Here is a 22,258-nt window from a genome sequence, read left to right as displayed (position 1 = left end):
GCTGGCGGAACGAATCCGGTGGTCCGTGCGTCGAGCACGTCATTGCGTTCAACAACCGAGGCACTTTCCATGAAGAAGACCGCTTTCATCCTTCCCGCCATCGCCGCGATCGCGCTTGCTGCATGCAGCGAGAATGCCCAGCAGGAAACGGGCGAAGCGGCCGGTGCGGTTGCCGCCGATGTGAATTCGACCGTCGGTGAAGCCGCTCGTGATGTGGAACAGGCCAGCGACGAAGCGTTCGGCGCAGCAGAGCGTTCGATTGATCAGGCCGGCCAGTCGATCGAAAATGGTGCCGCGCGGGTCGACGCCGCCAGCGACCGTGCCCAGCGCGAAGCGGGTCAGGAGCTTGAGGAAGCCGGCCAGGACATGCAGAACGACAACGACTGATCGTTTCAGCGAAATCGAAAGGGGGTCGTGCCGTCCGTCGGACAGCACGGCCCCCTTTTTTGCGTTCAACGGGTAATTTTTGACGAGGCGCGCGTTGAATGAGGGGAGCCACGGTGCGCGACTGCCCGCCCCCGCTCAATTCACCGCCAAGGGAGAATGTTCAGTGACCGAACTGCGTGCAATCGGTGCCACCGACCTTGAAACGCCGCCAATGGTGCTGGGCGGCAATGTCTTTGGCTGGACCGCCGACGAAGCGACGAGCCACGCAATCCTCGACCGTTTCACCGATGCCGGGGGCACCATGATCGACACCGCCGATGCCTATTCGGCCTGGGTCGATGGGCACCAGGGCGGTGAGAGCGAGGCGGTGATCGGGCGCTGGCTGAAGCAGTCGGGTCGGCGCGGAAAAACCCTGATCGCGACAAAGGTCGGCATGCTGCCCGGTGAGGGTGGGGCAAAGCTGGCGCCCGGCCGGATCGCCGCCGCCTGCGATGCGTCGCTTGCCCGGCTGGGCGTCGACACCATCGATCTTTATTACGCACACCAGGATGATGCCGATGTGCCGCAGGAAGAAGTGCTGGGCGCGTTCCAGCGGCTGATCGAAGCGGGCAAGGTGCGTCACATCGCCGCGTCGAACTTCTCAGCGATGCGACTCAAATCGGCGCTGGACATCGCGCGGCGCGACGGACTGCCGCATTTTCGTGCGCTGCAACCCGAATATAATCTGGTCAGCCGCCACAAGTTCGAGGGCGAGTTGCAGGACCTGTGCATCACCCACAATCTGGGCGTGCTGCCTTATTACGGGCTGGCGTCCGGGTTCCTGACGGGCAAATATCGTTCGACCGACGATCTGTCGAAAAGTGTGCGCGGCAGCAGCATGGCCAAATTGCTGGAGGGCAAGGGCGCAGCCGTGCTTTCCGCGATGGACGCCGTGGTTGCGGAAACCGGCGCGACGCACGCGCAAGTGGCCCTCGCATGGCTGGCCGCCCAGCCCGGCGTTACCGCGCCGATCGCCAGCGCGACGTCGGTGGATCAGCTTGAGGAATTGATCGGCGGATGGACGCTAAATCTTGATGCAGGTCAACTTGATAGATTGAATGACTCCGGTGCCTGATGAATCCGGAACCAACGGGGTCCACCGGCTTTGACGGGGCGTGACTGATACCGATACGATTCCGCCCCGCCTTGCCGACCCGTTCAAAGCGATGATCGCCGACAAGGCTTTTCCATGCGTCGGCGCCAAATCAGCCCTCAGCCGGGGGCAGCTCGACCTGCTCGGCGCCCGTGACATTACCAGCGCCTGGGACGATGTGGCGATCCACGATGCACTGATGCGCTTTGCCTGGGCCTATCGGGAGGCACCGACGCTGTTCCGCAGCCTGGTCGTGCTGTTCGACGGCCCCGGCGATCTGGACGAGGCCGGGTTTGAGCAGGCCCTGTGGGCGCGGCTCCAGTCGCTGTCCGACAAGGACGAGTGGCGCGGCCAGGCGCCCGATCCGCGCGTCAGCAGCGACCCGGACGATCCCCATTTCTCGCTCAGCTTTGGCGGGGAAGCATTTTTCGTCGTCGGGTTGCACCCCAATGCCAGCCGCCCCGCGCGCCGCTTTCAAAGCCCGGCCATGGTCTTCAACCTGCACGACCAGTTCGAGGCGCTTCGAGAACAGAACCGCTATGAGCGGCTGCGCGATTCGATCATCTCCCGCGACGTGGCACTCGCCGGCACCATCAACCCGATGCTGTCGCGTCACGGCGAACAGTCAGAAGCACGGCAATATAGCGGCCGTGCGGTCGGCGCCGACTGGTCATGCCCCTTTCACCGCGAAGCGCGAACCGACACTGGCGATCTGGAGGTGCCCGCATGAGCGAGACCCATCGCATCCCCCCGCGCAGCGGCGTCGCGTTCAGGCTGAACGCCGGACAGGAACTGACCGTTATCGACTCGATGGGCGGACAGGTTGCGGACCTGCTGGCCGTCGCGCGCGACGATGTACGCGAGCTGCTGTCGTCAGGCCGAACGCTGGATTATGCCGAACGCATCTACCTGACCACCGGCGACAGGCTTTATTCCAACCGATCCAACGTGATGCTCGAAATCATCGAGGACGATGTCGGGCGGCACGATTTCCTGCTGACCCCATGTAGTGAGGCGACCTTTCGCCTCTGCTATGACAATGAGCCACCTCACCAGGGCTGTCATGGCAATCTGGCGGGTGCGCTGGCTGAGTATGGGGTGACGGACGACGCCATTCCGGTGGCCTTCAATTGCTTCATGAACGTGCCCGTCGATGGCGAAACCGGCAAGTTCAAGGTGTTACCGCCGCTCAGCAAGGCGGGCGACCGCATCCGCTTTCGGGCGACGATGGATCTGGTCATCGGCCTGACCGCCTGTTCGGCACCGGCCAGCAACGGAGGGAGCTTCAAGCCGATCGACTATCGCATCGATTGACTCTTCTGCCGCGAACGCGAATCGTTCGCAAAACAGATTGACAGTGCGACTGACTCGCAATAGCCCTCCAGTCAACGAGTTTGGGGGTTACCGCGATGAACAATTTTGTTGCGCTTTCTTGCGTTGGCTTTCTGGCGTCCGCACCGGCAATGGCGGCCGAACCGACCACCCGCGATGCTGCCGGGGCACCCACGGCAAATGACCAAAGCCGGCCCGCCGATCGCGACATCGTGGTGACCGGGCAAAAGGAAACGCCCCCGGCACAGGTGGAAAGCCCCAAGGGCACCTCCCCCATCATCGACACGCCACAGACGATCACCGTCGTCAGCGAACAGACGATCCGTAAGCAGAACCTGCAAACGCTCCGCGACGTGCTTCAGACGATCCCCGGCATCACATTCGGCGCGGGTGAAGGCGGCGGCGGTTACGGTGATTCGATCAACCTGCGCGGCTATTCCGCCAATAACGACGTCACTGTCGACGGCGTGCGCGACAGCGCGCAATATTCGCGCACCGACCCTTTCAACCTGCAACAGGTCGAGGTGTATAACGGCGCCAACAGCGTCTTCAACGGATCGGGATCGGTCGGCGGCACGATCAATCTGGTGTCCAAGGTGCCGACGGCGGAAACGCTGACCATTGCCCAGGCCGCAGTCGGCACCGACGATTACTATCGCGCCGCGATCGACAGCAATATCCGCACGTCGGACCTGACTGCGGTGCGGCTGAACGCCATGTATCACCGCAACGACGTGCCCGGCCGTGATGTCGAGAAATATGAACGCTGGGGCATCGCACCGTCGGTAACGATCGGCATCGGCGGGCCGACCAGCCTGACGCTGGCCTATGTCCATCAGGAGGATCGCAACACGCCGATCTTTGGCGTGCCCTATTTCGACAATGGCCTGTCCAACGGTTTTCTACCGGGCGCCGACCGCAGCGATTATTTCGGCATCGCCAATCTGGACCGGCAGGACACCACCGTGGACCGCCTGACCGCCACCTTCCGCCACGACCTTGGCGACGGCTTAAGCGTCCGCAACCTGACGCGGTGGCAGCGTGTGGCGCAGTATAGCGTGACCTCGGCGCCGCAGGGCACCTTCTGCCTTGCCGAAACCGGTCGCCAGCCGGTCACTGCCGCGCCGGGCGACACGATCGGCGCGCCCTGCCCCGCCACACTGCCGTCGGGCTTTTACCAGCCGTCGGGCCCGCGCGGACTGGTGCGCGATCAGGAAAACGAACTGCTCTACAACCAGATCGACCTGCGCCACGAATTCGGCGCGCGCGGCGGCGTTCGCAACGTGCTGAACATCGGCGTGTCGGGCATGGCGGAGCAATATCGCATCACGCAGGGCTCGCTGCTGCGCAATGCCGATGGCAGCGCCGTGTCGCCCCTGCCGCTGATCGAGATCGCCAATCCGAACACAAATTACAGCGGCCCCATCAATTTCACCATCACGTCGCAGGGGCGCAGCGAGACGCGCAACATCGCCGTCTATGCCTTCGACACGCTGGAACTGGGCCGCTATTTCGAGCTGAATGGCGGTTTGCGCTGGGAACATCAGCACGCAACCTTCCGCAACCTGCCGCTGGCGGTGGTGCCGCCCGGTTCGACGCAGCTGACCCCGCTTCAGCAGGCGCCGCAGGACAATCGCGAGGACCTGTTCTCATGGCGGGTCGGGGCGGTGTTCCACCCGGTTCAGGACGTCAGCATCTATGGCGGGTTCGGCAACGCGCGCACGCCGTCATCGGCCACGGTCCGGCTGGGTTGCGGCGTGCCCGCCAGCGCGACGGCGGCAGACCCGTGCGCGACCGCGCCCGAAACCGCCAGGAATTACGAAGCAGGCGTCAAGGCGGGGCTGTTCGGTCGCCGACTTGAGCTGACGGCGGCGGTGTTCCGCAACGAACGCACCAATTTCCGCGTGCCGTCGAACGACCCGGGCTTGCCGGCACAGCTTCAGGTGCTGGACGGGCGCAGCCGTGTGGACGGTATCGCGCTGGGCGCATCGGGCAGCATCACGCCCGCCTGGACGATCTTCGCCAACTATACCTATCTGGACGGCAAGGTGTTGCAGAGCATTTCGGACCGTGATCTGGCGGCGGGCATCGTCGACCCACAGGCGAACGGACGGCTGGTCCAGACGCCCGACCATTCGGGCAGCCTGTTCACCACCTATAAGCTGCCCTTCGGTCTGGAGATCGGATACGGCCTGACCTATCAGGGCCGCTTCGTGACCAACACGGCGGTGGCGAATAACCCGGTCCAGTTCGAGGTGGACGATTACCTGATCCACCGCGCCTTCATGGCCTATACGCTGGCGGATCGCTGGACGGTTCAGCTGAACGTCCAGAACGTGACCGACGAGGATTATGTCACCAGCGTCCGCAACAATATCAACGGGACGACGGGGAACATCACCGGCGGCTGGGCCACCCCCGGCGAAGCGCGTCAGGCGACGTTGAGCCTGTTCTACAGCTTCTGATCGGGATAATCGCAGCCATGCTGATCGCGATTCCCCAGGTGCTGGATGCCGATGGCGTGGCCCGCGTGCGCGCCTTGATCGACGCGGGCGAGTGGGTCGACGGCAACGCAACGTCGGGCCCGCAGGCGGCGCTGGCCAAACGCAACGAGCAACTGGCGGAGGATCAACCCGCCGCGGTGGAGGCCGGGCGCATCATCCTTGATGCGCTGGGCCGGACGCCGCTGTTCGTTGCCGCCGCCCTGCCGCTCAAGGTGTTTCCGCCGCTGTTCAACCGATATGCGGGGGGCCAGGATTTCGGCATACATGTCGACAACGCGATCCGCCTGAAGCGCGGCAGCGATTTTCGCATCCGCAGCGACCTGTCCGCGACCCTCTTCCTCGAACCGCCGGAAGCCTATGATGGCGGGGAACTGGTGGTGGAGGACCTGTTCGGCGAACAGCGTGTCAAACTGGGGGCGGGCGACTGCGTCGTTTACCCAGCGTCCAGCCTCCACCGTGTAGAGCCGGTGACGCGCGGTGTGCGGGTGGCGTCCTTCTTCTGGCTGCAATCCATGATCCGCGACGATGGTGAGCGGCGCATCCTGTTCGATCTGGACCGCGCGATCCAGCGCGTCGGCGCGGAGAAGGGTCAGGGCGACCGCGCGGTCATCGAACTGACGGGCGTGTATCACAACCTGCTGCGCCGCTGGGCCGACGCATGAGCCACATTCATCACGCCGCCCCCGCCCGCCCGCCGCGCCGCAAATGGCGTGGGTGGTGGCTGCGCCAGCTTCACGCCTGGCACTGGATCAGCGCGGCGATCAGCCTAGTCGCGATGCTGTTGTTTTCGGTGACGGGCATCACACTGAACCACGCCGCGACGATCTCCGCCACGCCGGAAACGGTGCAGCAGACCGGCACGCTGCCCGCCTCGCTGCTTGCGCGGTTGCAGGGCGACGGCACGGCGCCGCTGCCCGATGCGGTCGCGCGCGGCGTGACGGTCGCGGTCGGGCTGGACCCGGCGGGCCGCCCCGCCGAATGGTCCGACGATGAGGTGTATATCGCGCTGCCCCGCCCCGGCGGCGATGCGTGGGTCAGCATCGACCGCGCGACCGGCGCGATCGAGGCGGAGGTGACCGATCGCGGCTGGATCTCCTACCTCAACGACCTGCACAAGGGGCGCAATGCGGGCGACGCCTGGTTCTGGTTCATCGACATTTTCGCCGTCGCCTGCGTGCTGTTCACGGTGACGGGCCTGCTCTTGCTGCAATTCCACGCCCGCAACCGGCCGTCGACCTGGCCGGTCGTGATTGCCGGACTGATCCTGCCGGTCGTCCTCGCCCTTTTCTTCATTCATTGATGGGAGCTGCCTGATGCGTCTTTCCTCGCTCGTGCTTCTGGGTAGCGCGGTCGCCGTGCCTGCCAGCGCCGGCAGCGTCCGCGTGACGATCCCGCGCCTGAACGTCGCCGAATATCACCGCCCCTATGTCGCCATCTGGGTCGAACCTGCGACCGGCGGCCCGGCGCGCACCGTCGCCATATGGTATGACATCAAGAAGCGCGGCGCCGAACCCGGCACCAAATGGCTGGCCGACCTGCGCGCATGGTGGCGCAAGGGCGGGCGCAGCATGAACCTGCCCGCCAATGGCGTCAGCGGCGCCACGCGCCCGCCCGGCACCTATACCATCCCGCTGCCTGCCGACCTGAAGCCCGGTCAATATGTACTGAATGTCGAGGCCACGCGCGAAACCGGTGGCCGCGAACTGGTGCGCGTGCCGCTGTCCATCCCGTCCAAGGCCGCGAGTGCATCGGGCAGCCATGAACTGGGCGCCGTCACCCTTTCGCCCCGTTGATCCAGAACAGGAGCCGTCATTCCATGAAAAAGCTCACGACCCGCCTGCTTATCGCGGCCGCGCTGGTCACCGCGCCCGCCGCCGTTTCGGCGCATCGTTTGTGGTTTCTGCCGTCGGGCACGATTTTTTCGGGCACGGATAGCTGGGTCACGGTCGATCTGGCCGCGTCCAACGACCTGTTCTATGCCGATCACCAGCCCGGCCGTCTGGAAGCGGTCAAGGTCTGGCAGCCCGATGGCAGCACGGGCCAGCTTCAGAACGGCGCACGCGGCCGCTATCGCTCGGTCTTTGACGTACAGCTCGACAAGCCGGGCACCTGGAAGATCGGCATGGAAATGTCGGGGATGCAGGGCAGCTTCAAGGTCGATGGCATGGAAAAGCGCGTCGGCGGTCGCGGGGGTCCGCCGACCGGGCCGAACGGCACGCGCCAGCCACCGCTGAGCGTCGACGACATCCCAGCCAACGCCACCGACGTGCAACTGACCCAGGTGGAAAGCCGCAACGAGATCTTCGTGACGGCGGGCGTGCCCACGCAGACCGTTTTCAAGCCGACCGGCAAGGGGCTTGAGTTCGAACCGCTGACCCACCCCAACGAACTGGTCGCGGGCGAAGCAGCGCGCTTCCGCTTTCTGGTCGATGGCAAGCCCGCGCCGAACCTGAAGGTAACGGTGGTCCCCGGCGGCAAGCGGTATCGCGATGCAGAGGGTGCGCGGGAGCTGACCACCGGCGCCGACGGCGTGCTGTCGGTCGATTGGCCGGAAGCGGGCATGTACTGGCTGAACACCACGCATGAGGACCGCGGCGCAACCGCCCCGCGCGCGACCGGACGGCGGATGAGCTATACGACCACGCTTGAGGTGATGACCCCCTGACCCCCGGCGAACCGCGCATCGCCATGCCGCCGGTCATCGACCCGGCGGCCATGGCGGGTCACGACCCCGCCGCCCCTGTCATCGCGCTGGCAGGCGCGACGATGGGGACCGCGTGGCGCGTGCTCTATGCCGCGCGCGGGAGCGTCACCCCGGGCCGGGTGCGCGCCGCGATAGAGGGGCGGCTGGCCGACCTGGTGGCCCAGATGAGCCATTGGGAGGCCAGTTCCACCCTGTCCCGCTTCAACCGCGCGGCGCCGGGTGAATGGGCGGCACTGGAGCCGGACTTCGCGCGCGTGGTCGGCGCGGGGCTGAAGCTGGCCCGGCAGAGCGGGGGCGCGTTCGATCCCGCGATCGGGCGGCTGACCGACCTGTGGGGCTTCGGGCCACAAGGGGCCGCGCCGCTACCGTCTCCCGAAGCAGTAGGCGCAGCGCGCGCAGCGGGTGGATGGCAGCGGCTTGACTTCAATGCAGAGCAACGTCGTTTGCATCAGCCGGGGGGGCTGTCATTAGACCTGTCGGGCATTGCCAAGGGCTACGCCGTCGATGCAGTTGCCGATCTGTTGGCCGCAATGGGCATCCGCCATTGCCTGATCGAAATTGGTGGCGAGCTGGTCGGGCGCGGGCTGCGGCCCGATGGCGATCCATGGTGGGTGGATCTCGAAAATCCGCCGGGCGTCACCCTGCCGCCCTTGCGGATTGCGCTGCACCAAATCGCGGTTGCGACTAGCGGAAGTTACGTGCGCGGCGCCCATTCGATCGACCCGCGCACCGGATATGCGGCAACAAATCGCGTCGTCAGCGTCAGCGTCATCGCCGCAACCGCGATGGAGGCCGACGCGCTCGCCACCGCCATCACGATCCTGTACCCCGACCTGACCCCGCTCGACCCTCTCCGCCCCGCCGCCCGGATTGTGACAGCGGAGGCGCAAGGGCCGGTGGAGATGATCACCCCCCTGCTCGACGCCATGATGCGCTGACCATATCGGGCGGGCCATTTGCGCCCTTGCCTGCTATGAGCGCGGTCATGTTGGCGATTGGCTGTCTGCTCCTGATCATCCTGCCGCTGCTGGGGCTGGCGGGCGGCGGCATGGTCGCCGGGCTGAACGGCGCGACATGGGGCGCGGTCATCGGGTTCGTGATCGCCGCCGCCATCTGCTTCGTGCCCGGCTATGCCCTAATCAAGGCCAGCCGCAGACGATAGGCGCCGGCCCGCTTATCGCGTCTCCCCGCCCAGCGCGAGCAGCGCGAATGACGCCAGCCAGTGTGCACCCATATAATTGTCGGCCAGATGGTCCATGCTCGCCGTCAGATGTCGTAGCGCCGCATCCTGCGCGGGCGCGAACACCGGATGCTCACGCCCCAGCCTGTCGGCAATCGCGCGCCAGCACCATGCGCGGCTGAGGTTCAGGCCATCCAGATGCGCGATCTTGCCGTCGCTCCGGTCGGACACATGCGCGGGCGTAAAGATCGAAGCGGGCTGGCCAGCCGCCGCATCGGGCAGGAAACGGTCGAACCAAGCCGCAAAATCCGGCTCCACCCGGCTCATCAGCAATGCCTCGGTCAGGGCAGACGAGAGGAACTCGTCCCCGCCCGGCTCCCACGCCTGAGACGCGGCATCGCCGCCGAACCATGCGCGCGCACGCTCGTCGATCAGCGCGACCAGCGATTCATCCCGCCCGCACGCCCAATCTCGCGACAGCGACAGCGCAAAGGCCGAATTGAAATGCGTGCCCACCCGGATCGGATAGGTCAGCTTTGGCAGAAAACCGTGGAAGCGCGCGGCAAAGGCCAACGCCAGCGGTTCCAGCGCGGCGCCCCATGGCCCGTCGTGGCGCGACGCTTCGTTGTGCAGCGCCAGCAACCAGCCCCAGCCATAGGGGCGCTCGAACCCGCCGCTATTGGGTCGGTTCAGATAGGCAAGCTCACCCGCGACCTTTTCAGCTGTCAACATCCGATCAGCCCGCGCGCGGATCTGCGGCGCTTCGGGCAGGTCTGGAAACCAGCGCAGCAGGCGCAGCACCTGCCACCAGCCATGCACGCAACTATGCCAGTCGAAGCTACCGTGAAAAATGGGATGCAACGCTGCCGGGGTGCGGACATCCTCCGGCCCGTTCAGCACCTGATCCAGCTTATACGGCCATTCCCGGCCCAGATGGTCGAGCGTCAGGCGGGCAAAGCTGCTCGCCAGTTCGGGCGTCAGTTCAGAATGCGAGGACATGGATCAACCCTGTGTTCACGACCAACAGCGGCACGGCGGTCGCAATCTGTTGCCGGATCACGCCATTGCGGTCGCGCAGTTCCAGAAGCGCGGCGGGCACCAGATTGAAGTTCGCGGCCATCGGCGTCATCAGCGTGCCGCAGAACCCGGCCAGCATCCCGATCGCCGCGATCACCGCCGGGTCGCCGCCATATTGCCGGATCAACAGCGGCATGCCGATCGCGGCCATCATCACCGGAAACGCGGCAAAGGCATTGCCCATCACCATGGTGAACAGCGTCATGCCCAGACCATAGGCAATGACCGCGCCCAGCCGACTGCCCTCCGGGATCGCGGCGCCGACGATGTCGCCGACCACTTCACCCACACCCGCCAGTGCAAACACCGCGCCCAAGCTGGCCAGCATCTGCGGCAGCACGGCAGCCCATCCCACGCCGTCCATCAGGCGCCGCCCCTCGTGAAACGGCGTCGCGATGGGTGGGCGAAGCCAGGCGTACAGCACCAGCAGCGCCAGCCCCGCACCGATGGTCAGCGCGACCAGCGTCGCCTGTTTCGGATCAACCAGCCCCGGCATCGCCTTGAACGCAAAGGTGCCCGCCAGCGCGACGACCGGGATTATCAGCGCCGGCAGGAATAGCCGGTCGCGGCGCCGATCCGCCTCCAGCTTTCGCTCGTCGGGGCCGGTGGTGGCCGGATTGCCCCGCCCAACGCCGCCCACGCCCGCAATCGCGACCAGTGCCAGCACCAGCATCCCGTTGCCCACATCGCCCAGCCGGTCGCCGGCCAGAAAGCTCAGTGCGATCAGCGCGTAAAAGGCCGCGTTGCCATAGCGTTTCGGATGGGTCTCGTCGGCGGCGCTCAGGCCGGCAAAGGACAGGAACACCAGCCCCGCGACGGTGTAGATAAAGGACAGACCGATCACAGCGCGCGCTTCCGCCCCAGCCGCCGGTCCATCCACAACAGCCGCGAACCGTGGATCAACAGCGCCGCTACGGCAGTCGGGATTGCCCATACGGACAGGTGCAGCGGCTCGATAATGATGCCATAGCCCTCAAGCACGCCCTTCATCAGCAGGATCGAGCCGATCGCGATGAAGATGTCCTCGCCAAAGAACAGGCCGATATTGTCGGTCGCGGCGGCCATGGCGGCAACCTGTTCGTCGCCGGGTTCGGCGCCCTGCGCCTCGGCGGCGGCGGTCGCCATCGGCGCCACCAGCGGACGCACCGTCTGCGCCGGTCCCGCGATCGACGTCAGCCCCAGTGCCGCCGTCAACTGGCGAAACAACAGGTAGCCGACCAGCAGCCGCCCGACCGTCGCGTGCCGCAATCCGGCCACCAGATGCCGTGCCCGCTCCTGCAGCCCGTGCCGCTCCAGCAGGCCGATGACCGGCAGCACGATGTAGATCACCGTCACATAACGCGCGTCGTTGAACGCCTTGCCGAATGCCGCGACAATCGCCAGCGGCTCCAGTCCGGCGGCCAGCCCTGTCACCGCCGCCGCCACCGCCACCACCAGCAACGGGTTGAAGCGCAGCAGGAACCCCAGCACGATCACCGCAATGCCGGACAGCACCAGCATCAGCTGGCCACCGGTCCAAAACCGCCGCCGCCCGGCGTTTCGATCACCAGCACGTCGCCCGCCGCCATGTCCGTCGCGTCGGTCGAACCCAGCGGATCGACCCGGCCATTCGCCCGCTCGATCCTGTTGAGGCCCGGCGCACTGGCCTGCCCGCCCGCCAGACCAAAGGGCGCAACGCGCCGACGGTTCGACAGGATAGCCGCGCGCATCGGGGCAAGAAAGCGCAACCGGCGCACCGCCCCGTCGCCACCGCGATGCGCCCCGGCCCCGCCCGAGCCACGGCGTATTGAAAATTCCTCCAGCAACACCGGAAAGCGCGATTCCAGCACTTCCGGGTCGGTTAGGCGGCTGTTGGTCATGTGGGTCTGCACCGCCGACGTGCCATCAAAGCCCGGCCCGGCGCCCGATCCACCCGCGATCGTCTCGTAATATTGAAGGGTATCGTCGCCAAAGGTCAGGTTGTTCATCGTTCCCTGCGACGCCGCCATCGCGCCCAGCGCGCCCAGCAGCGTGTCGGTCACGACTTGGCTGACCTCAACATTTCCGGCAACCACGGCGGCGGGGTGGCGCGGGTTCAGCATCGACCCTTCGGGCACCGTCAGTGTCACCGCGCGCAGGAAACCGTCGTTCAGCGGCACCGCCACGTCGATCAGCGTGCGAAGGACGTACAACACTGCCGCGCGCACCACCGCCAGCGGTGCGTTGAAGTTGCTGGGCTGCTGTTCACTGGTGCCGGTGAAATCGATGGCGATTGCATCGCCCGCAACGCGCACCGCAACGCGCACGACAGCCCCGCTGTCCAGCTCATAGGCGAAATCGCCGCCGCTCAGGGTCGGGATTAGCCGCCGGACCGCCTGTTCGGCATAATCCTGCACATGGCCCATATAGGCGCGCACCGTGTCCAGCCCATGTTCGCCAGCAGCCCGGTGCAACCCTTCCGCCCCGCGCGCGCACGCGGCAATCTGGGCGGCAAGGTCAGCTAGGTTCATCGCCACATTGCGGGCGGGATAGGGTCCGGCACGCAGCAGGTCGCTCACCGCCTGTTCCCGGAAAACACCGTTCTCGACCAGCAGCACATTGTCGAAAACCGTGCCTTCTTCGTCGATGGTACGGCTGTCGGGCGGCATCGACCCGGGCGTCGTCCCACCGACATCGGCATGATGCCCGCGCGCCGCGACAAAGAAATCAGGCCGGTCGCCATCGCCCGCGAAAACCGGCTGGATCACGGTGATGTCGGGCAGGTGTGTGCCCCCGTCATAGGGCGCGTTCAACGCATAGACATCGCCGCGCCGGATGCCGCGCCCGTCGTTAGAGCGGCGGCGCAGCACCGTGCGGATGCTCTCGCCCATCGACCCCAGATGCACCGGAATATGCGGGGCATTGGCGACCAGATTGCCGTCGGCGTCGAACAGCGCGCAGGAGAAATCCAGCCGCTCGCGAATATTGACCGACGATGCCGAATGGCGAAGCGCGCCGCCCATTTCCTCGGCGATCGACATGAACAGCCCGGCAAATATCTCCAGCCGCACCGGGTCATACGCGGTGCCGATCCGGCTTGCCGCGCGCGCCGACGCGCGGTCCAGTACGATGCTCCCCTCCCCGTCGATGGTTGCGCGCCAGCCGGGCTCGACCATGGTGGTGGAAGTATCGTCGATGATCAGCGCCGGGCCCTCCACCCGCGCACCAGCGGCCAGCGCGGCGCGGGCAAAGACCGGTACCTCGTGCCGCTCGCCAGCGGTCCAGATTTGCGCGCGCGCAAGTGGCGGCGCGCTCTCGACAGGCGGCGCGGGCAGCGAAATCCGGCCCCCGGTGCTGTCGGCAATCGCCTCTGCCCGCAGCATATCGACCATCAGCGGCCCGCTCGCGCGATAGCCGAAGCGCGCGCGGAACGCCGTGCCGAACGCCTCGCGCATCGCCGCTTCGTTGCCAAAGGGTACCTCGATCGGACTGTCGGCCCCCGCGGTTCGCAGATGCGCGCTCAACACGGTCCGGCTTTCCGCCACCCCCTGCGCCGTCAGCGCGGCCCGCGCGTCCGCCATCAACGCATCCGCTGCCTCCGCCAGCGCATCACCGTCGGTGACGGGCGAGGCCAGCGTCCGCTCGCGCACCACGCTACGCTCCGCCAGCCCCATGCCATAGGCTGACAGGACGCCCGCGAGCGGATGGACCAGCACCCGGTCGATCCCCAGCGCATCGGCGACCAGACACGCATGTTGACCGCCCGCACCACCGAAACAGGCCAGCACGAAACGCTGCACGTCGTGCCCGCGCGCGACGGAAACGGCGCGGATCGCGTTCGCCATGTCGGCAACCGCGATGTCGATCAGCCCCTCGGCGGTTTCCTCGGGCGTGCGGCCGACCTGCACGGCCAGCTCCGTCAGACGCGCGCGCGATGCTTCGGCATCCAGCGGCTGATCGCCGTTCGCGCCGAACACAGCGGGGAACTGATCGGGCTGGATCTTGCCTAGCGCCACATTGCAGTCGGTAACCGTCAGCGGTCCGCCTCGGCGATAGCAGGCCGGCCCCGGCACCGCGCCCGCCGATGCCGGCCCCACGAACAGCCTGCCCCCGTCAAAGCCACAGATCGACCCGCCGCCCGCCGCGACCGTATGGATACGCAGCATCGGTGCCCGGATCCGCACGCCCGCGACCTGCCCCTCATTGTCGCGTTCATATTTACCGGCGAACAGCGACACGTCGGTCGAAGTGCCGCCCATGTCGAAGCCGATGACGCGGTCAAACCCCGCCGCCATCGCGGTCTGCGCCATGCCCACAATGCCCCCCGCTGGTCCCGACAGGATCGCATCCTTGCCGCGAAAGGTGCGGCCCAGCGTCAAACCACCGCTGGACTGCATGAACAGCGGCGCAGCATCGGCACCCAGCGCCGCTTCCAGTTCGTCGACATATCGCCGCAGGATCGGCGACAGATAGGCATCGACCACCGCCGTATCGCCACGCCCGATCAGCTTGATCAGCGCGCCCGCGCGGTGGCCGACTACAACCTCCTCGAACCCGATTTCCTTGGCGATTTCCGCCAGCGCCAGTTCGTGCGCTGGGTGCCGGTAACCGTGCATCAGCACGATCGCGACCGCCCGCAACCCGCGCGCAAATGCCGCGCTTAGTGTCTGACGCGCGCGGCCGTGGTCCAGGGGGCGCAGAACCTCCCCCTCATGCGTCACGCGCTCGTCGATCTCGACCACGTCTGCGTGCAGCGGCGCCGGGCGCCGGATGTCGCGTGCGAAGATGTCGGGCCGGTCCTGTGTGCCGATGACCAGCGCATCGCCAAAGCCCTGCGTAATAGCCAGCAGAACCGGCTCGCCCTTGCGCTCCAGCAACGCATTGGTGGCAATCGTCGTCCCGATCCGCAGGTCGAACGGCGGCAGCGGACCCGTCGCTACCCCGGTCAGCCGCCGGATCGCCTCGACCGCCGCGTCGTCATATCGGCCGGGATCTTCGGACAGCAGCTTTGCGGTATGAAGCGTGCCATCGGGCGCCTGAGCGACCACATCGGTAAAGGTGCCGCCGCGATCGACGCCAAATTGCCACCGTCCATTCATCGGTATACCATTCGACGATCGAACCGACGGTTTCAAGGCGCTTTCCGATCGGGTTCGCCCGGCGCGCGAGTTCGTCCGGATCATATTGACCGCGCCTATTGGCTTGTGGCAATTGCCACGTCCCAGTCGGAAACGCGTCGGTTAAGAGAGCCGGACCGCCCGCTGACGGGGCAGATCGACGCCAGGTCGAAATGCGGGTGTAGCTCAATGGTAGAGCAGAAGCTTCCCAAGCTTCAGCAAATGGCGAAATCTGCCGTTTTCGTTGTAAACCGGCCAAATTTAGTCATCGTAAAATGAATAACTTAATAAAGGACCTGTAAACCGATTTCGGTCCCTTGGATCGGTCCGTTGGCATCACTTCGCCGGGATCAAAGCGACCGACTGGGGATTGTAGATCATTCTCGCGAGCATCTCGTCTGCGATGCATGCGACGATCTCGTCGATGACCGGAACGGGCATGACGAACCAGTCGCGCGGGCGCACCGGCTTGCCGAACCGATGAGGAATCTCGACGTCGAACCGGACCTTGCCGAGCACGCGGTGGATCAGAGCCTCCAGACGCGTGCGGTGAACGTTGAAAAGCTTGTACGTCGCCACGACGTCGACCTCGGCGAGCAGATAGGTCGCGTCGTTGGCGGCTCCTGCGATCCGCGCCTCGACCGACCCGCCGGTGATGCCGATCTTGTGGATTAGGTCGCGGTACGCGGCGGTCGTCGGCTGCGCCGAGCTGCTACGCAGGACGTAGAGCGTGCCCGTCGGCAGCAGATCGGCGGGCCTTCGATCATCACGTGAAGGATAGGCAATCTGTGGCCCACTGTCATGGGGCAACCTCAGACGGCGCGGAATAGTGGGGCGCTGTCCGGCTCTCGTTGACGCGGTGCCTGCTCGCGCTAAGCATCCGTATGGCTTTCGGCTTCTTCATTCACCGGTCGGATTCGATCTACGATGACACGCCGGCCGAGCGCTATCAGTTCCCCCCTCAATATCTCAGCCGGGTCCGCGCATGCATCGGCAACTGGATCGTCTATTACGAGCCGCGAAAGGTCCCCGGCACGCGCGGGTATTTCGCGGTGGCGGAGGTGGACCAGGTGGTCGTCGACCCCAGCGCACCCGGCGTGTACCTCGCTCTGATCGAGCCCGGCAGCTACCTCGACTTCCCAAACCCGGTTCCCTTCGCCGACGTCGATGGCGCCGTGATCGAACGGGGCGTGCTCAACGAGGCTGGCCGTATCTCGGGTCGCGCCTAGGCGGCTGTGCGAGGGCTGTCCGCTTCCGACTTCACGCGCATCGTTGACCAAGGTCTTGCGGAGAGCAATCAGCTCTTGCCGCGGGTCGGCGCCTCGGAAGCGCCCTCGGCGGTCCGCGAGGAGCGAACGCCGTTCGGCTTCGACAAGACACCCGAGCGCGTGAGCAGGCTCGTGTCCCGCGTGGTGCGCGATCGCGTTTTTCGCCGGATTGTGCTCCGCGCGTATGACGAGCGGTGCGCGGTCACCGGGCTTAAGCTGATCAACGGCGGCGGCCGGGCCGAGGTGGAAGCCGCGCACATCCGGCCGGTTGAGGCGGGCGGGCCGGATATCGTGAGCAATGGCCTCGCTCTTTCCGGCACGGCGCATTGGATGTTCGACCGCGGCCTCATCAGCATGGCCGACGATGCGAGCATTCTGGTCTCGCGCCAGGCCAACGATCCGGACAGCATCCGCTCGGTCATCAACCCGAGCGGGCGAGCGATCCTGCCAGGCCGCCCCGGCGACCGGCCGCATCCGCACTTCCTGCGCTGGCACCGCGAGCACTGCTTCAAGCTGTAACGCCTCGGAGATCGCGGAGGCGCAAGGTAGGTCGTTCGAGCGGCCGTCGATCTGCGTTGACATGACCGCGGAGGAGGAAATTGTCAGGCGCAACAGCGCAATTCGGCGGGAGCGGCCGAATGGCGGTGCGCCGCCGTCGCTGGAGGGGCGTCGGCGGGATCCTCCAACCTGACGGTTTCCGGAAGGCTGAGGTGCTTGTGGGGGGGGGGCCGGCGGCCCGTCGAGGGGACAATTTGTGCCATGTCCACGGCCTGGCCTGTCGGTGAAGAGCCCGAAGTGTTCACCCATCAGGTGCGCGCGCTTCGTGCGCGTCAGCGCCGCGAGGATGACGAGGCGATCGGCGGGTTACTCAAACGGGCGGGTTTTCGCGCGCAGATCGTAGACGGCGAGAGCCGAGGTCCGCAGCGGTCGAGCAACGCCGGCGGAAGCGGATCGTCGACTTTTATGCCGCCAGCCCGCTGACTCGCAGCGACCGGCAGACGGGCGGCGTCCGAGTGCAGCATTTCGACGTGAAGGCGGTGGTGGCGGTCCACCCGCCGTCCCGGAACGGGGTCGCTCACCCGCGCTGCGGCGGCGGGGGCATGGGTGCCGCGGCGCACTTCGACTATGTCACCGATGGCGCGAGGATAGGGCTCGCAACCCACATCGACTATATCCGGCGCGAGACCGGCGTCGACGATCCGGCCGGCGAGCTGCTACTCGACATGCTGGACGAGCAGGAGATGCGGGCGAGCTGAACCAGCTTGCCTGCTATACCAACATCCCGGGTGGCTAGGGCCGAGCACGCAGCCTGTTCGAGGCGGCCGAGCGTGCGGCGCCGGCGCCGAAGTCGCACCTGCTTCAGGCATCCACCACGCAGCTTGCCGACTTCGAAGCACAACTTAGGTTTGGCGTCCCGGCATGGTTTCGCGTGATGACCCGGCGCCTCCGGGCCGAAGCCGACAAGGTCGAGCAGGAAGCCGACAAGCGGGGCCATCCGGCACGTCACCGCACGGTCACCATCGCCGAGGTGTCGAGCGACGAGGCCTATGATCGTCTCGACTGGTTCGAGCACAGGCTGTTCGCTCGCGACCTCGTCTCGTGGAAGCAGGGCCGGACCCAGCGGTCGCAGCACCGGTTCGTCGGCGAACTGCCCGGCGGTCTTTCAGCGGTCGACCGCCATGAAATTCTGTCGCGCTTCTGCGGCACCCTGGCGGAGGACTCCGCCATCGGTTCGCTATGCCTTTTACATCGGTGCGGCGGCGATCCTGCTGGCGGTGCTGTGGGCCGTGATCAGCACGCGCGAATATTCGCCGGACCAGATGGCGGCCTTTTCGGGACCACAGGCGGTCGCCGCGCATGACGCGCCGGTCGTCGCGCCAGCTTTCAGCAGAAGACATTTCCCCGAGCGTCGTCAAGCCGTCAGCCGGCCGCCCCGAAAAGGTGTTCTCTGCAAGCTCAGCCATCCGCACCGGGTATGCTCCGGAGCTTCCGCTACTAGGCTGTAGACTCATAAGCGCGCAGCCACAGCCGCATTGAGGTGAGCTGGACCATGGCGAGGAAGTTTCCGGCGAGCTTGTCGTAGCGGGTGGCGACGCGACTGAAGTGCTTCAGCTTGGAGAAGAACCGCTCGATCAGGTTGCGTTCGCGGTAAAGACGCTTGCTGAAGCACGGTTCCCATCTCCGGTTGCTCTTGGGCGGGATGTTCGGCGTGGGGCCTTGGTCTTGGATCAGTTCGCGGATGCGATCGGCATCGTAAGCCTTGTCCGCGAGCACGATGGTGCGCGGGTCGAGGTGGTTGAGCAGCGCGTCGGCGATCTGCCCGTCGTGCGCTTGCCCCGCGGTCAGGCCGAGCCGGATCGGGAGGCCTTGCGCGTCGACAACGACGTGGATCTTGGTCGTGAGCCCGCCTCGGCTGCGACCGAGACAATGATCTGAACCCCCTTTTTTGCCGTCGTAGCCTGCTGGCGCGCCCGGATGGAAGTGCTGTCGATCATCTGGATGGCGCCGTCATGGGCGGTGTTGATGGCGTCGATCAGCCGGTCCCATACGCCCGCCTGCCGCCATCGATTGAAGCGGTTGTAGCAGGTGGTGCGCGGGCCGTAACGCTCCGGCAGGTCACGCCATGGCGCACCCGACCGCAACACCCAGAAGATGCCGTTCAGCACGCGCCGGTCATCGACGCGCGGTACGCCTCGCGGTTTGTTGGGCAGCAGTGGCTCGATCACGCGCCACTCGAAGTCGGTCAGATCGTATCGGCTTATGCCGACGCTGAATCAGAACGGGGCCAAGAAGAAAAGCTCGCACCAGTGTTGCCGCTGTATGCGCACCGCCCTTATCGTATCGAAATGATGGAAGACCCCGAGCAAGCTGCGAACGACGCAGGGCAGACAACCTTCCATGAATCGGCTTACCGCTTCTCGGTAGCGCTGAACGAACTCCACCAAACAAATCCGTGGCCGGAAACTCCAGTTCTTGCTCCGGCGATCAATCTACTCGCAACCGAGCTATGGGACCGGTGCTTCGGCCTGACCGAGATCACCCCCGCCTTCAAGGATGCAGCCGCTGATCTACCACGTTATGCGGCTGGCGAAGAGGTTCGACCCTGACGCCCGTTTATGGGTTCACCCTAGGACAGCGTGCTGCCAGCTTGCGCCTCAGCGGGGTCGTTGACCGCCAGCGCGCATCGGTCGTCACTTCTTAAGGATGAGGCGCTCACGATGGCAACGCCGTTCACGAGCGCCCCAACTTGTTCACAGTCATCAGAAGCGAAAACGACTTCGATTTGTCCAGCGATATGAAGCGCTGCCCTCAGCAGTTCGCGCCCGAAGCCGCCAGCATTGTAAATGACGATCCGCATGGGCGTAAACTGCGCCTCGCCTGACTTGCTGTCCAGTCTCTCGGCGCAGTGACTGAGGCACGGAAAAAAATCGCTGTCCTACAAGCCCCGTCCTGTGTTTGTTCTCAGGTCCATTCAAGAAAGGACGGCTTTGTCTACGCCAGATCAGATCGCAGCGTTGATCGCTGCACACGACGCCGACCCCGACGCACACGGCTTGGCCGACATCCAACAAGCGATCCAAGCTCAATTGGGTGCGCAGATCGCACGCGTCCCGTTGGCCATGGACATGTTCACCCGCAGCGATGGCGCAGTCGCGGGTTCGACTACGGATACCGGCCAGACTTGGCGCGATGCGCAAGGGTCTACCAGCGCCATAATCAAGGACAATCGCTTTGCGTCGTCCGGCGGTAACGGGATCGTCACGACCGACTTGCCCGGCCACCAAATCAAAGGCGTAACCATCATGCAGGTTCGGTCCAACGTCGGACCACACGATGCCTGGATGTACGGGTGGTTTGCCGAGGCGGGGACACCAGCAGCAGTCATTATGCAGCGTGGCTCGGACCGGATCCGGCTTGGCGTCCAAGCCGGCTTTGCACTAAATTTCATGACCGAGGCACGTGTCGGCAGCGTCGCCGACGAATTGCTGACGCTACGGCTGGATGCCAAGGCGCGCACGGCCAGCGTCAGCGTCGACGGACGCCTCGTCATTCCGCCGCTTGCCATGCCGCAGCTCGCCTGGGGTTCCGCGGTCGGTCTGCGGGTCGGACCGGCTGCCTCGTTCGATCACTTCATCGCACTTCGGGAGTTCGCACTGTGACCATCATCTTCGGAGGACGCCGCGCACCGAGTGGCGAGTTCAACCGCTTCTACCCCCTCGATCCGACACTGCCTGAGGTCACACGGCACCGTCCGCTCGCGCTCGCGATCCTAGCCGATTACGGCAACCCTACTGTCGCCAGCGATCGCGTGTCCGCAATCATGGACTGGATCGCTCGTACCGCCATCCACGGCCACAGCGGACTTCGCCTCCCAACGCCGTACACAGCAGGAACCGCAGCGCTGCCAGTTGGCGAGACGTGGGCGACCGTGCAGGCATGGCTTACGGCAGAGAAGCAGCAGGCCGACACCGAATATTGGGCGACATTCAATCACGACGCCGCAGCCATGCTCAACGTTCTGCTCGGCACACTACAAGCAGATGGTAGCCGAGCTCAGGACGGTGCCATGGTGCAGGTCGCCGAGGGTGGTGCTCAAGCGCACTACAAATATCGAGAGTTGTCGAAGGTGCGCAGCGTCTGGTGCTCGTGGCAGCACGACATTGCCACCCTCCTGTTAGCGACACTCGGTTACCCCAGCATGCTGATCCACATCACCGGGCACGATCCGCTACGGGTGCAATATGGTGATCGCGGGGAGTGGGGCTATTGGTGCTCGACATACAATGAGCACTATTCGCTGGCAGGCGATTTTCGGCCGCTCGATATCGCCGAACTGCGCGACCTAACTCAAGGGGGCATGGTGACATCTATCGCACGCCAGCCACACACCGGACCAAGCTGGGATCCCGAACCTTACGTTTCAGCAAGCTACATCGCCGACCACCCAGAAGGCTTCCCTGTATGGTCCGCTTCCCTCGATAGCCGGATCGTACCGAATGGCCGAACCAATCGGTTGACGCTCTGGATCGACGACGCGCTGGTGCCTTTCGAAGTTAGCGCGCGCGTCTCCGAAGCGCGGGCGACACCATACCTCGGCGCCTATGTCGCTGGTGTTCCGCTGACGGGATTGAATGCCGCAACAGTTCATATCGTGAGCAGCTGGCCGGGCACCACCGAGCTGCAGGTCCGACGCGGCGTCGGAAGCTGGTCGCAGCTCACCCTTGGCAATACCGGGACCGTTCGCGTATTCGCAGGGGAAAATGACGTCACGGTAGCTCCCCTTGACGCGACAGGTCAGCGCGGGCCGGCAGTTGTGCTCGGAGGGCCATTGGCATAGCTGTTATGGCGGTCCGCCTAGTGCCGGCGGGCCGCCAAGCAGTGATCAATGCTTGTGCCGCTCTCGCCCGCCAAGGCGACGCCGCTCGCAAGCCGCATAACGGCGCCAGCGCAACAGCAGGTAGCCGGCAGCCGCGACCAACGCTGCGAGCAGCAGATACGCTACGACTAGACGCTCGTTCATCACGTACACTCCGCCGGTATCTCGCTACTAGCGCGGGTAGCCCCGATCACCCGCGGGCGAAATCGGCACTCCTTCCAA

General features: G+C 65.5%; 27 protein-coding genes. 19 read left to right on the top strand and 8 right to left on the bottom strand.

Annotation, left to right across the window (positions count from 1 at the left end):
- The first annotated feature begins 69 nt into the window (after positions 1–69).
- The 11 genes from ACAX61_RS10765 (at position 70) to ACAX61_RS10715 (ending at position 9,221) form a co-directional block, all read left to right on the top strand.
- A complete protein-coding gene (locus ACAX61_RS10765) occupies positions 70–387 on the top strand; it encodes a hypothetical protein (protein WP_370714750.1) in 318 nt (105 codons plus the stop codon).
- 163 nt (positions 388–550) lie between these two features.
- On the top strand, positions 551–1,501 hold the full coding sequence (locus ACAX61_RS10760; RefSeq protein ID WP_370714749.1) for an aldo/keto reductase: 951 nt from the start codon (positions 551–553) through the stop codon (positions 1,499–1,501).
- 40 nt (positions 1,502–1,541) lie between these two features.
- Entirely contained in the window at positions 1,542–2,249 is a 708-nt protein-coding gene (gene gntA, locus ACAX61_RS10755; protein WP_370714748.1) for a guanitoxin biosynthesis heme-dependent pre-guanitoxin N-hydroxylase GntA, read from the top strand.
- The gene (locus ACAX61_RS10750; RefSeq protein ID WP_370714747.1) at positions 2,246–2,833 is read left to right on the top strand and encodes a DUF1989 domain-containing protein; all 588 of its coding nucleotides are present in this window, start codon (positions 2,246–2,248) and stop codon (positions 2,831–2,833) included. The genes gntA and ACAX61_RS10750 overlap by 4 nt, the downstream gene beginning before the upstream one ends.
- A 95-nt stretch (positions 2,834–2,928) precedes the next feature.
- Entirely contained in the window at positions 2,929–5,316 is a 2,388-nt protein-coding gene (locus ACAX61_RS10745) for a TonB-dependent receptor (RefSeq protein WP_370714746.1), read from the top strand.
- A gap of 17 nt (positions 5,317–5,333) precedes the next feature.
- Entirely contained in the window at positions 5,334–6,017 is a 684-nt protein-coding gene (locus ACAX61_RS10740; protein ID WP_370714745.1) for a Fe2+-dependent dioxygenase, read from the top strand.
- A 5-nt stretch (positions 6,018–6,022) separates the two neighbouring features.
- Positions 6,023–6,655, top strand: coding sequence for a PepSY-associated TM helix domain-containing protein (locus ACAX61_RS10735; protein ID WP_370714977.1), 633 nt, complete (start codon positions 6,023–6,025; stop codon positions 6,653–6,655).
- Between the two features lie 13 nt (positions 6,656–6,668).
- On the top strand, positions 6,669–7,148 hold the full coding sequence (locus tag ACAX61_RS10730) for a DUF2271 domain-containing protein (protein ID WP_370714744.1): 480 nt from the start codon (positions 6,669–6,671) through the stop codon (positions 7,146–7,148).
- Positions 7,149–7,171: 23 nt separating this feature from the next.
- Complete coding sequence (locus tag ACAX61_RS10725; protein ID WP_370714743.1) at positions 7,172–8,020, top strand: DUF4198 domain-containing protein; 849 nt, start codon at positions 7,172–7,174, stop codon at positions 8,018–8,020.
- Between the two features lie 23 nt (positions 8,021–8,043).
- Entirely contained in the window at positions 8,044–8,997 is a 954-nt protein-coding gene (locus ACAX61_RS10720) for an FAD:protein FMN transferase (RefSeq protein WP_370714742.1), read from the top strand.
- Between the two features lie 35 nt (positions 8,998–9,032).
- The gene (locus ACAX61_RS10715) at positions 9,033–9,221 is read left to right on the top strand and encodes a hypothetical protein (protein ID WP_370714741.1); all 189 of its coding nucleotides are present in this window, start codon (positions 9,033–9,035) and stop codon (positions 9,219–9,221) included.
- Between the two features lie 12 nt (positions 9,222–9,233).
- On the opposite strand, the gene ACAX61_RS10710 is transcribed toward ACAX61_RS10715, so the two are convergent.
- The 5 genes from ACAX61_RS10710 to ACAX61_RS10690 all read right to left on the bottom strand — a co-directional run bounded on the left by ACAX61_RS10710 (position 9,234) and on the right by ACAX61_RS10690 (position 16,201).
- Complete coding sequence (locus ACAX61_RS10710; RefSeq protein WP_370714740.1) at positions 9,234–10,238, bottom strand: DUF2891 domain-containing protein; 1,005 nt, start codon at positions 10,236–10,238, stop codon at positions 9,234–9,236.
- Positions 10,222–11,160, bottom strand: coding sequence for a DUF979 domain-containing protein (locus tag ACAX61_RS10705; protein ID WP_370714739.1), 939 nt, complete (start codon positions 11,158–11,160; stop codon positions 10,222–10,224). Before ACAX61_RS10705 ends, ACAX61_RS10710 begins: the two co-directional genes overlap by 17 nt.
- The gene (locus ACAX61_RS10700; protein ID WP_370714738.1) at positions 11,157–11,816 is read right to left on the bottom strand and encodes a DUF969 domain-containing protein; all 660 of its coding nucleotides are present in this window, start codon (positions 11,814–11,816) and stop codon (positions 11,157–11,159) included. The genes ACAX61_RS10705 and ACAX61_RS10700 overlap by 4 nt, the downstream gene beginning before the upstream one ends.
- Positions 11,816–15,373, bottom strand: coding sequence for a hydantoinase B/oxoprolinase family protein (locus ACAX61_RS10695; protein WP_370714737.1), 3,558 nt, complete (start codon positions 15,371–15,373; stop codon positions 11,816–11,818). Before ACAX61_RS10695 ends, ACAX61_RS10700 begins: the two co-directional genes overlap by 1 nt.
- A gap of 354 nt (positions 15,374–15,727) precedes the next feature.
- A complete protein-coding gene (locus ACAX61_RS10690) occupies positions 15,728–16,201 on the bottom strand; it encodes a GIY-YIG nuclease family protein (protein ID WP_370714736.1) in 474 nt (157 codons plus the stop codon).
- Between the two features lie 74 nt (positions 16,202–16,275).
- Here ACAX61_RS10690 and ACAX61_RS10685 point away from each other — a divergent pair, with 74 nt between their 5' ends.
- The 5 genes from ACAX61_RS10685 to ACAX61_RS10665 all read left to right on the top strand — a co-directional run bounded on the left by ACAX61_RS10685 (position 16,276) and on the right by ACAX61_RS10665 (position 18,520).
- Positions 16,276–16,620, top strand: coding sequence for a hypothetical protein (locus ACAX61_RS10685; protein ID WP_370714735.1), 345 nt, complete (start codon positions 16,276–16,278; stop codon positions 16,618–16,620).
- Between the two features lie 6 nt (positions 16,621–16,626).
- Positions 16,627–17,178, top strand: a complete 552-nt coding sequence (locus ACAX61_RS10680) for an HNH endonuclease (RefSeq protein WP_370714734.1) — start codon at positions 16,627–16,629, stop codon at positions 17,176–17,178.
- Between the two features lie 240 nt (positions 17,179–17,418).
- Complete coding sequence (locus tag ACAX61_RS10675; protein ID WP_370714733.1) at positions 17,419–17,640, top strand: hypothetical protein; 222 nt, start codon at positions 17,419–17,421, stop codon at positions 17,638–17,640.
- 32 nt (positions 17,641–17,672) lie between these two features.
- Positions 17,673–17,915 carry a hypothetical protein gene (locus tag ACAX61_RS10670; RefSeq protein WP_370714732.1) on the top strand — a complete coding sequence of 81 codons (243 nt, stop codon included), beginning with the start codon at positions 17,673–17,675 and terminating at the stop codon, positions 17,913–17,915.
- 176 nt (positions 17,916–18,091) lie between these two features.
- Positions 18,092–18,520: a hypothetical protein gene (locus ACAX61_RS10665; protein WP_370714731.1), complete on the top strand. Its 429-nt coding sequence runs from the start codon at positions 18,092–18,094 to the stop codon at positions 18,518–18,520.
- A 134-nt stretch (positions 18,521–18,654) separates the two neighbouring features.
- On the opposite strand, the gene ACAX61_RS10660 is transcribed toward ACAX61_RS10665, so the two are convergent.
- Positions 18,655–19,421 (bottom strand): IS5 family transposase gene (locus ACAX61_RS10660; protein ID WP_370714976.1). Its coding sequence is split into 2 segments (ribosomal slippage): positions 18,655–19,097 and positions 19,097–19,421, totalling 768 coding nucleotides; the frame shifts between segments, so codons are not numbered across the junction.
- 84 nt (positions 19,422–19,505) lie between these two features.
- Between ACAX61_RS10660 and ACAX61_RS10655 the strand changes: the two genes are divergently transcribed.
- Positions 19,506–19,766 carry a hypothetical protein gene (locus ACAX61_RS10655; RefSeq protein WP_370714730.1) on the top strand — a complete coding sequence of 87 codons (261 nt, stop codon included), beginning with the start codon at positions 19,506–19,508 and terminating at the stop codon, positions 19,764–19,766.
- A gap of 20 nt (positions 19,767–19,786) precedes the next feature.
- On the opposite strand, the gene ACAX61_RS10650 is transcribed toward ACAX61_RS10655, so the two are convergent.
- A complete protein-coding gene (locus tag ACAX61_RS10650; protein WP_370714729.1) occupies positions 19,787–20,017 on the bottom strand; it encodes a hypothetical protein in 231 nt (76 codons plus the stop codon).
- Between the two features lie 196 nt (positions 20,018–20,213).
- Between ACAX61_RS10650 and ACAX61_RS10645 the strand changes: the two genes are divergently transcribed.
- Positions 20,214–20,819, top strand: a complete 606-nt coding sequence (locus ACAX61_RS10645) for a hypothetical protein (protein WP_370714728.1) — start codon at positions 20,214–20,216, stop codon at positions 20,817–20,819.
- Complete coding sequence (locus tag ACAX61_RS10640; RefSeq protein WP_370714727.1) at positions 20,816–21,997, top strand: hypothetical protein; 1,182 nt, start codon at positions 20,816–20,818, stop codon at positions 21,995–21,997. The genes ACAX61_RS10645 and ACAX61_RS10640 overlap by 4 nt, the downstream gene beginning before the upstream one ends.
- 45 nt (positions 21,998–22,042) lie before the next feature.
- Here the strand turns inward: ACAX61_RS10640 and ACAX61_RS10635 are convergent, their stop codons facing one another.
- Positions 22,043–22,180 (bottom strand): hypothetical protein, encoded by a 138-nt coding sequence (locus ACAX61_RS10635; RefSeq protein ID WP_370714726.1) that lies wholly within the window; start codon positions 22,178–22,180, stop codon positions 22,043–22,045.
- Between the last annotated feature and the right edge of the window lie 78 nt (positions 22,181–22,258).

The organism is Sphingomonas sp. IW22 (assembly GCF_041321155.1).
In the GTDB taxonomy this organism is placed as follows: Bacteria; Pseudomonadota; Alphaproteobacteria; order Sphingomonadales; family Sphingomonadaceae; genus Sphingomonas.
Note: the sequence above shows the minus strand (reverse complement) of the source record. Positions and strands in the feature narration are given on the sequence as shown.

Bases quoted from the DNA above. Each gene is read 5' to 3' on its own strand.
- ACAX61_RS10710 (WP_370714740.1), bottom strand. From the start codon at position 10,238: ATGTCCTCGCATTCTGAACTGACGCCCGAACTGGCGAGCAGCTTTGCC.
- ACAX61_RS10675 (WP_370714733.1), top strand. From the start codon at position 17,419: ATGTCCACGGCCTGGCCTGTCGGTGAAGAGCCCGAAGTGTTCACCCAT.
- ACAX61_RS10720 (WP_370714742.1), top strand. From the start codon at position 8,044: ATGCCGCCGGTCATCGACCCGGCGGCCATGGCGGGTCACGACCCCGCC.
- ACAX61_RS10635 (WP_370714726.1), bottom strand. From the start codon at position 22,180: ATGAACGAGCGTCTAGTCGTAGCGTATCTGCTGCTCGCAGCGTTGGTC.
- ACAX61_RS10695 (WP_370714737.1), bottom strand. From the start codon at position 15,373: ATGAATGGACGGTGGCAATTTGGCGTCGATCGCGGCGGCACCTTTACC.
- ACAX61_RS10715 (WP_370714741.1), top strand. From the start codon at position 9,033: ATGAGCGCGGTCATGTTGGCGATTGGCTGTCTGCTCCTGATCATCCTG.
- ACAX61_RS10745 (WP_370714746.1), top strand. From the start codon at position 2,929: ATGAACAATTTTGTTGCGCTTTCTTGCGTTGGCTTTCTGGCGTCCGCA.
- ACAX61_RS10750 (WP_370714747.1), top strand. From the start codon at position 2,246: ATGAGCGAGACCCATCGCATCCCCCCGCGCAGCGGCGTCGCGTTCAGG.
- ACAX61_RS10700 (WP_370714738.1), bottom strand. From the start codon at position 11,816: ATGCTGGTGCTGTCCGGCATTGCGGTGATCGTGCTGGGGTTCCTGCTG.
- ACAX61_RS10665 (WP_370714731.1), top strand. From the start codon at position 18,092: ATGACCCGGCGCCTCCGGGCCGAAGCCGACAAGGTCGAGCAGGAAGCC.
- ACAX61_RS10650 (WP_370714729.1), bottom strand. From the start codon at position 20,017: ATGCGGATCGTCATTTACAATGCTGGCGGCTTCGGGCGCGAACTGCTG.
- ACAX61_RS10655 (WP_370714730.1), top strand. From the start codon at position 19,506: ATGATGGAAGACCCCGAGCAAGCTGCGAACGACGCAGGGCAGACAACC.
- ACAX61_RS10730 (WP_370714744.1), top strand. From the start codon at position 6,669: ATGCGTCTTTCCTCGCTCGTGCTTCTGGGTAGCGCGGTCGCCGTGCCT.
- ACAX61_RS10725 (WP_370714743.1), top strand. From the start codon at position 7,172: ATGAAAAAGCTCACGACCCGCCTGCTTATCGCGGCCGCGCTGGTCACC.
- ACAX61_RS10765 (WP_370714750.1), top strand. From the start codon at position 70: ATGAAGAAGACCGCTTTCATCCTTCCCGCCATCGCCGCGATCGCGCTT.
- ACAX61_RS10685 (WP_370714735.1), top strand. From the start codon at position 16,276: ATGGCTTTCGGCTTCTTCATTCACCGGTCGGATTCGATCTACGATGAC.
- ACAX61_RS10740 (WP_370714745.1), top strand. From the start codon at position 5,334: ATGCTGATCGCGATTCCCCAGGTGCTGGATGCCGATGGCGTGGCCCGC.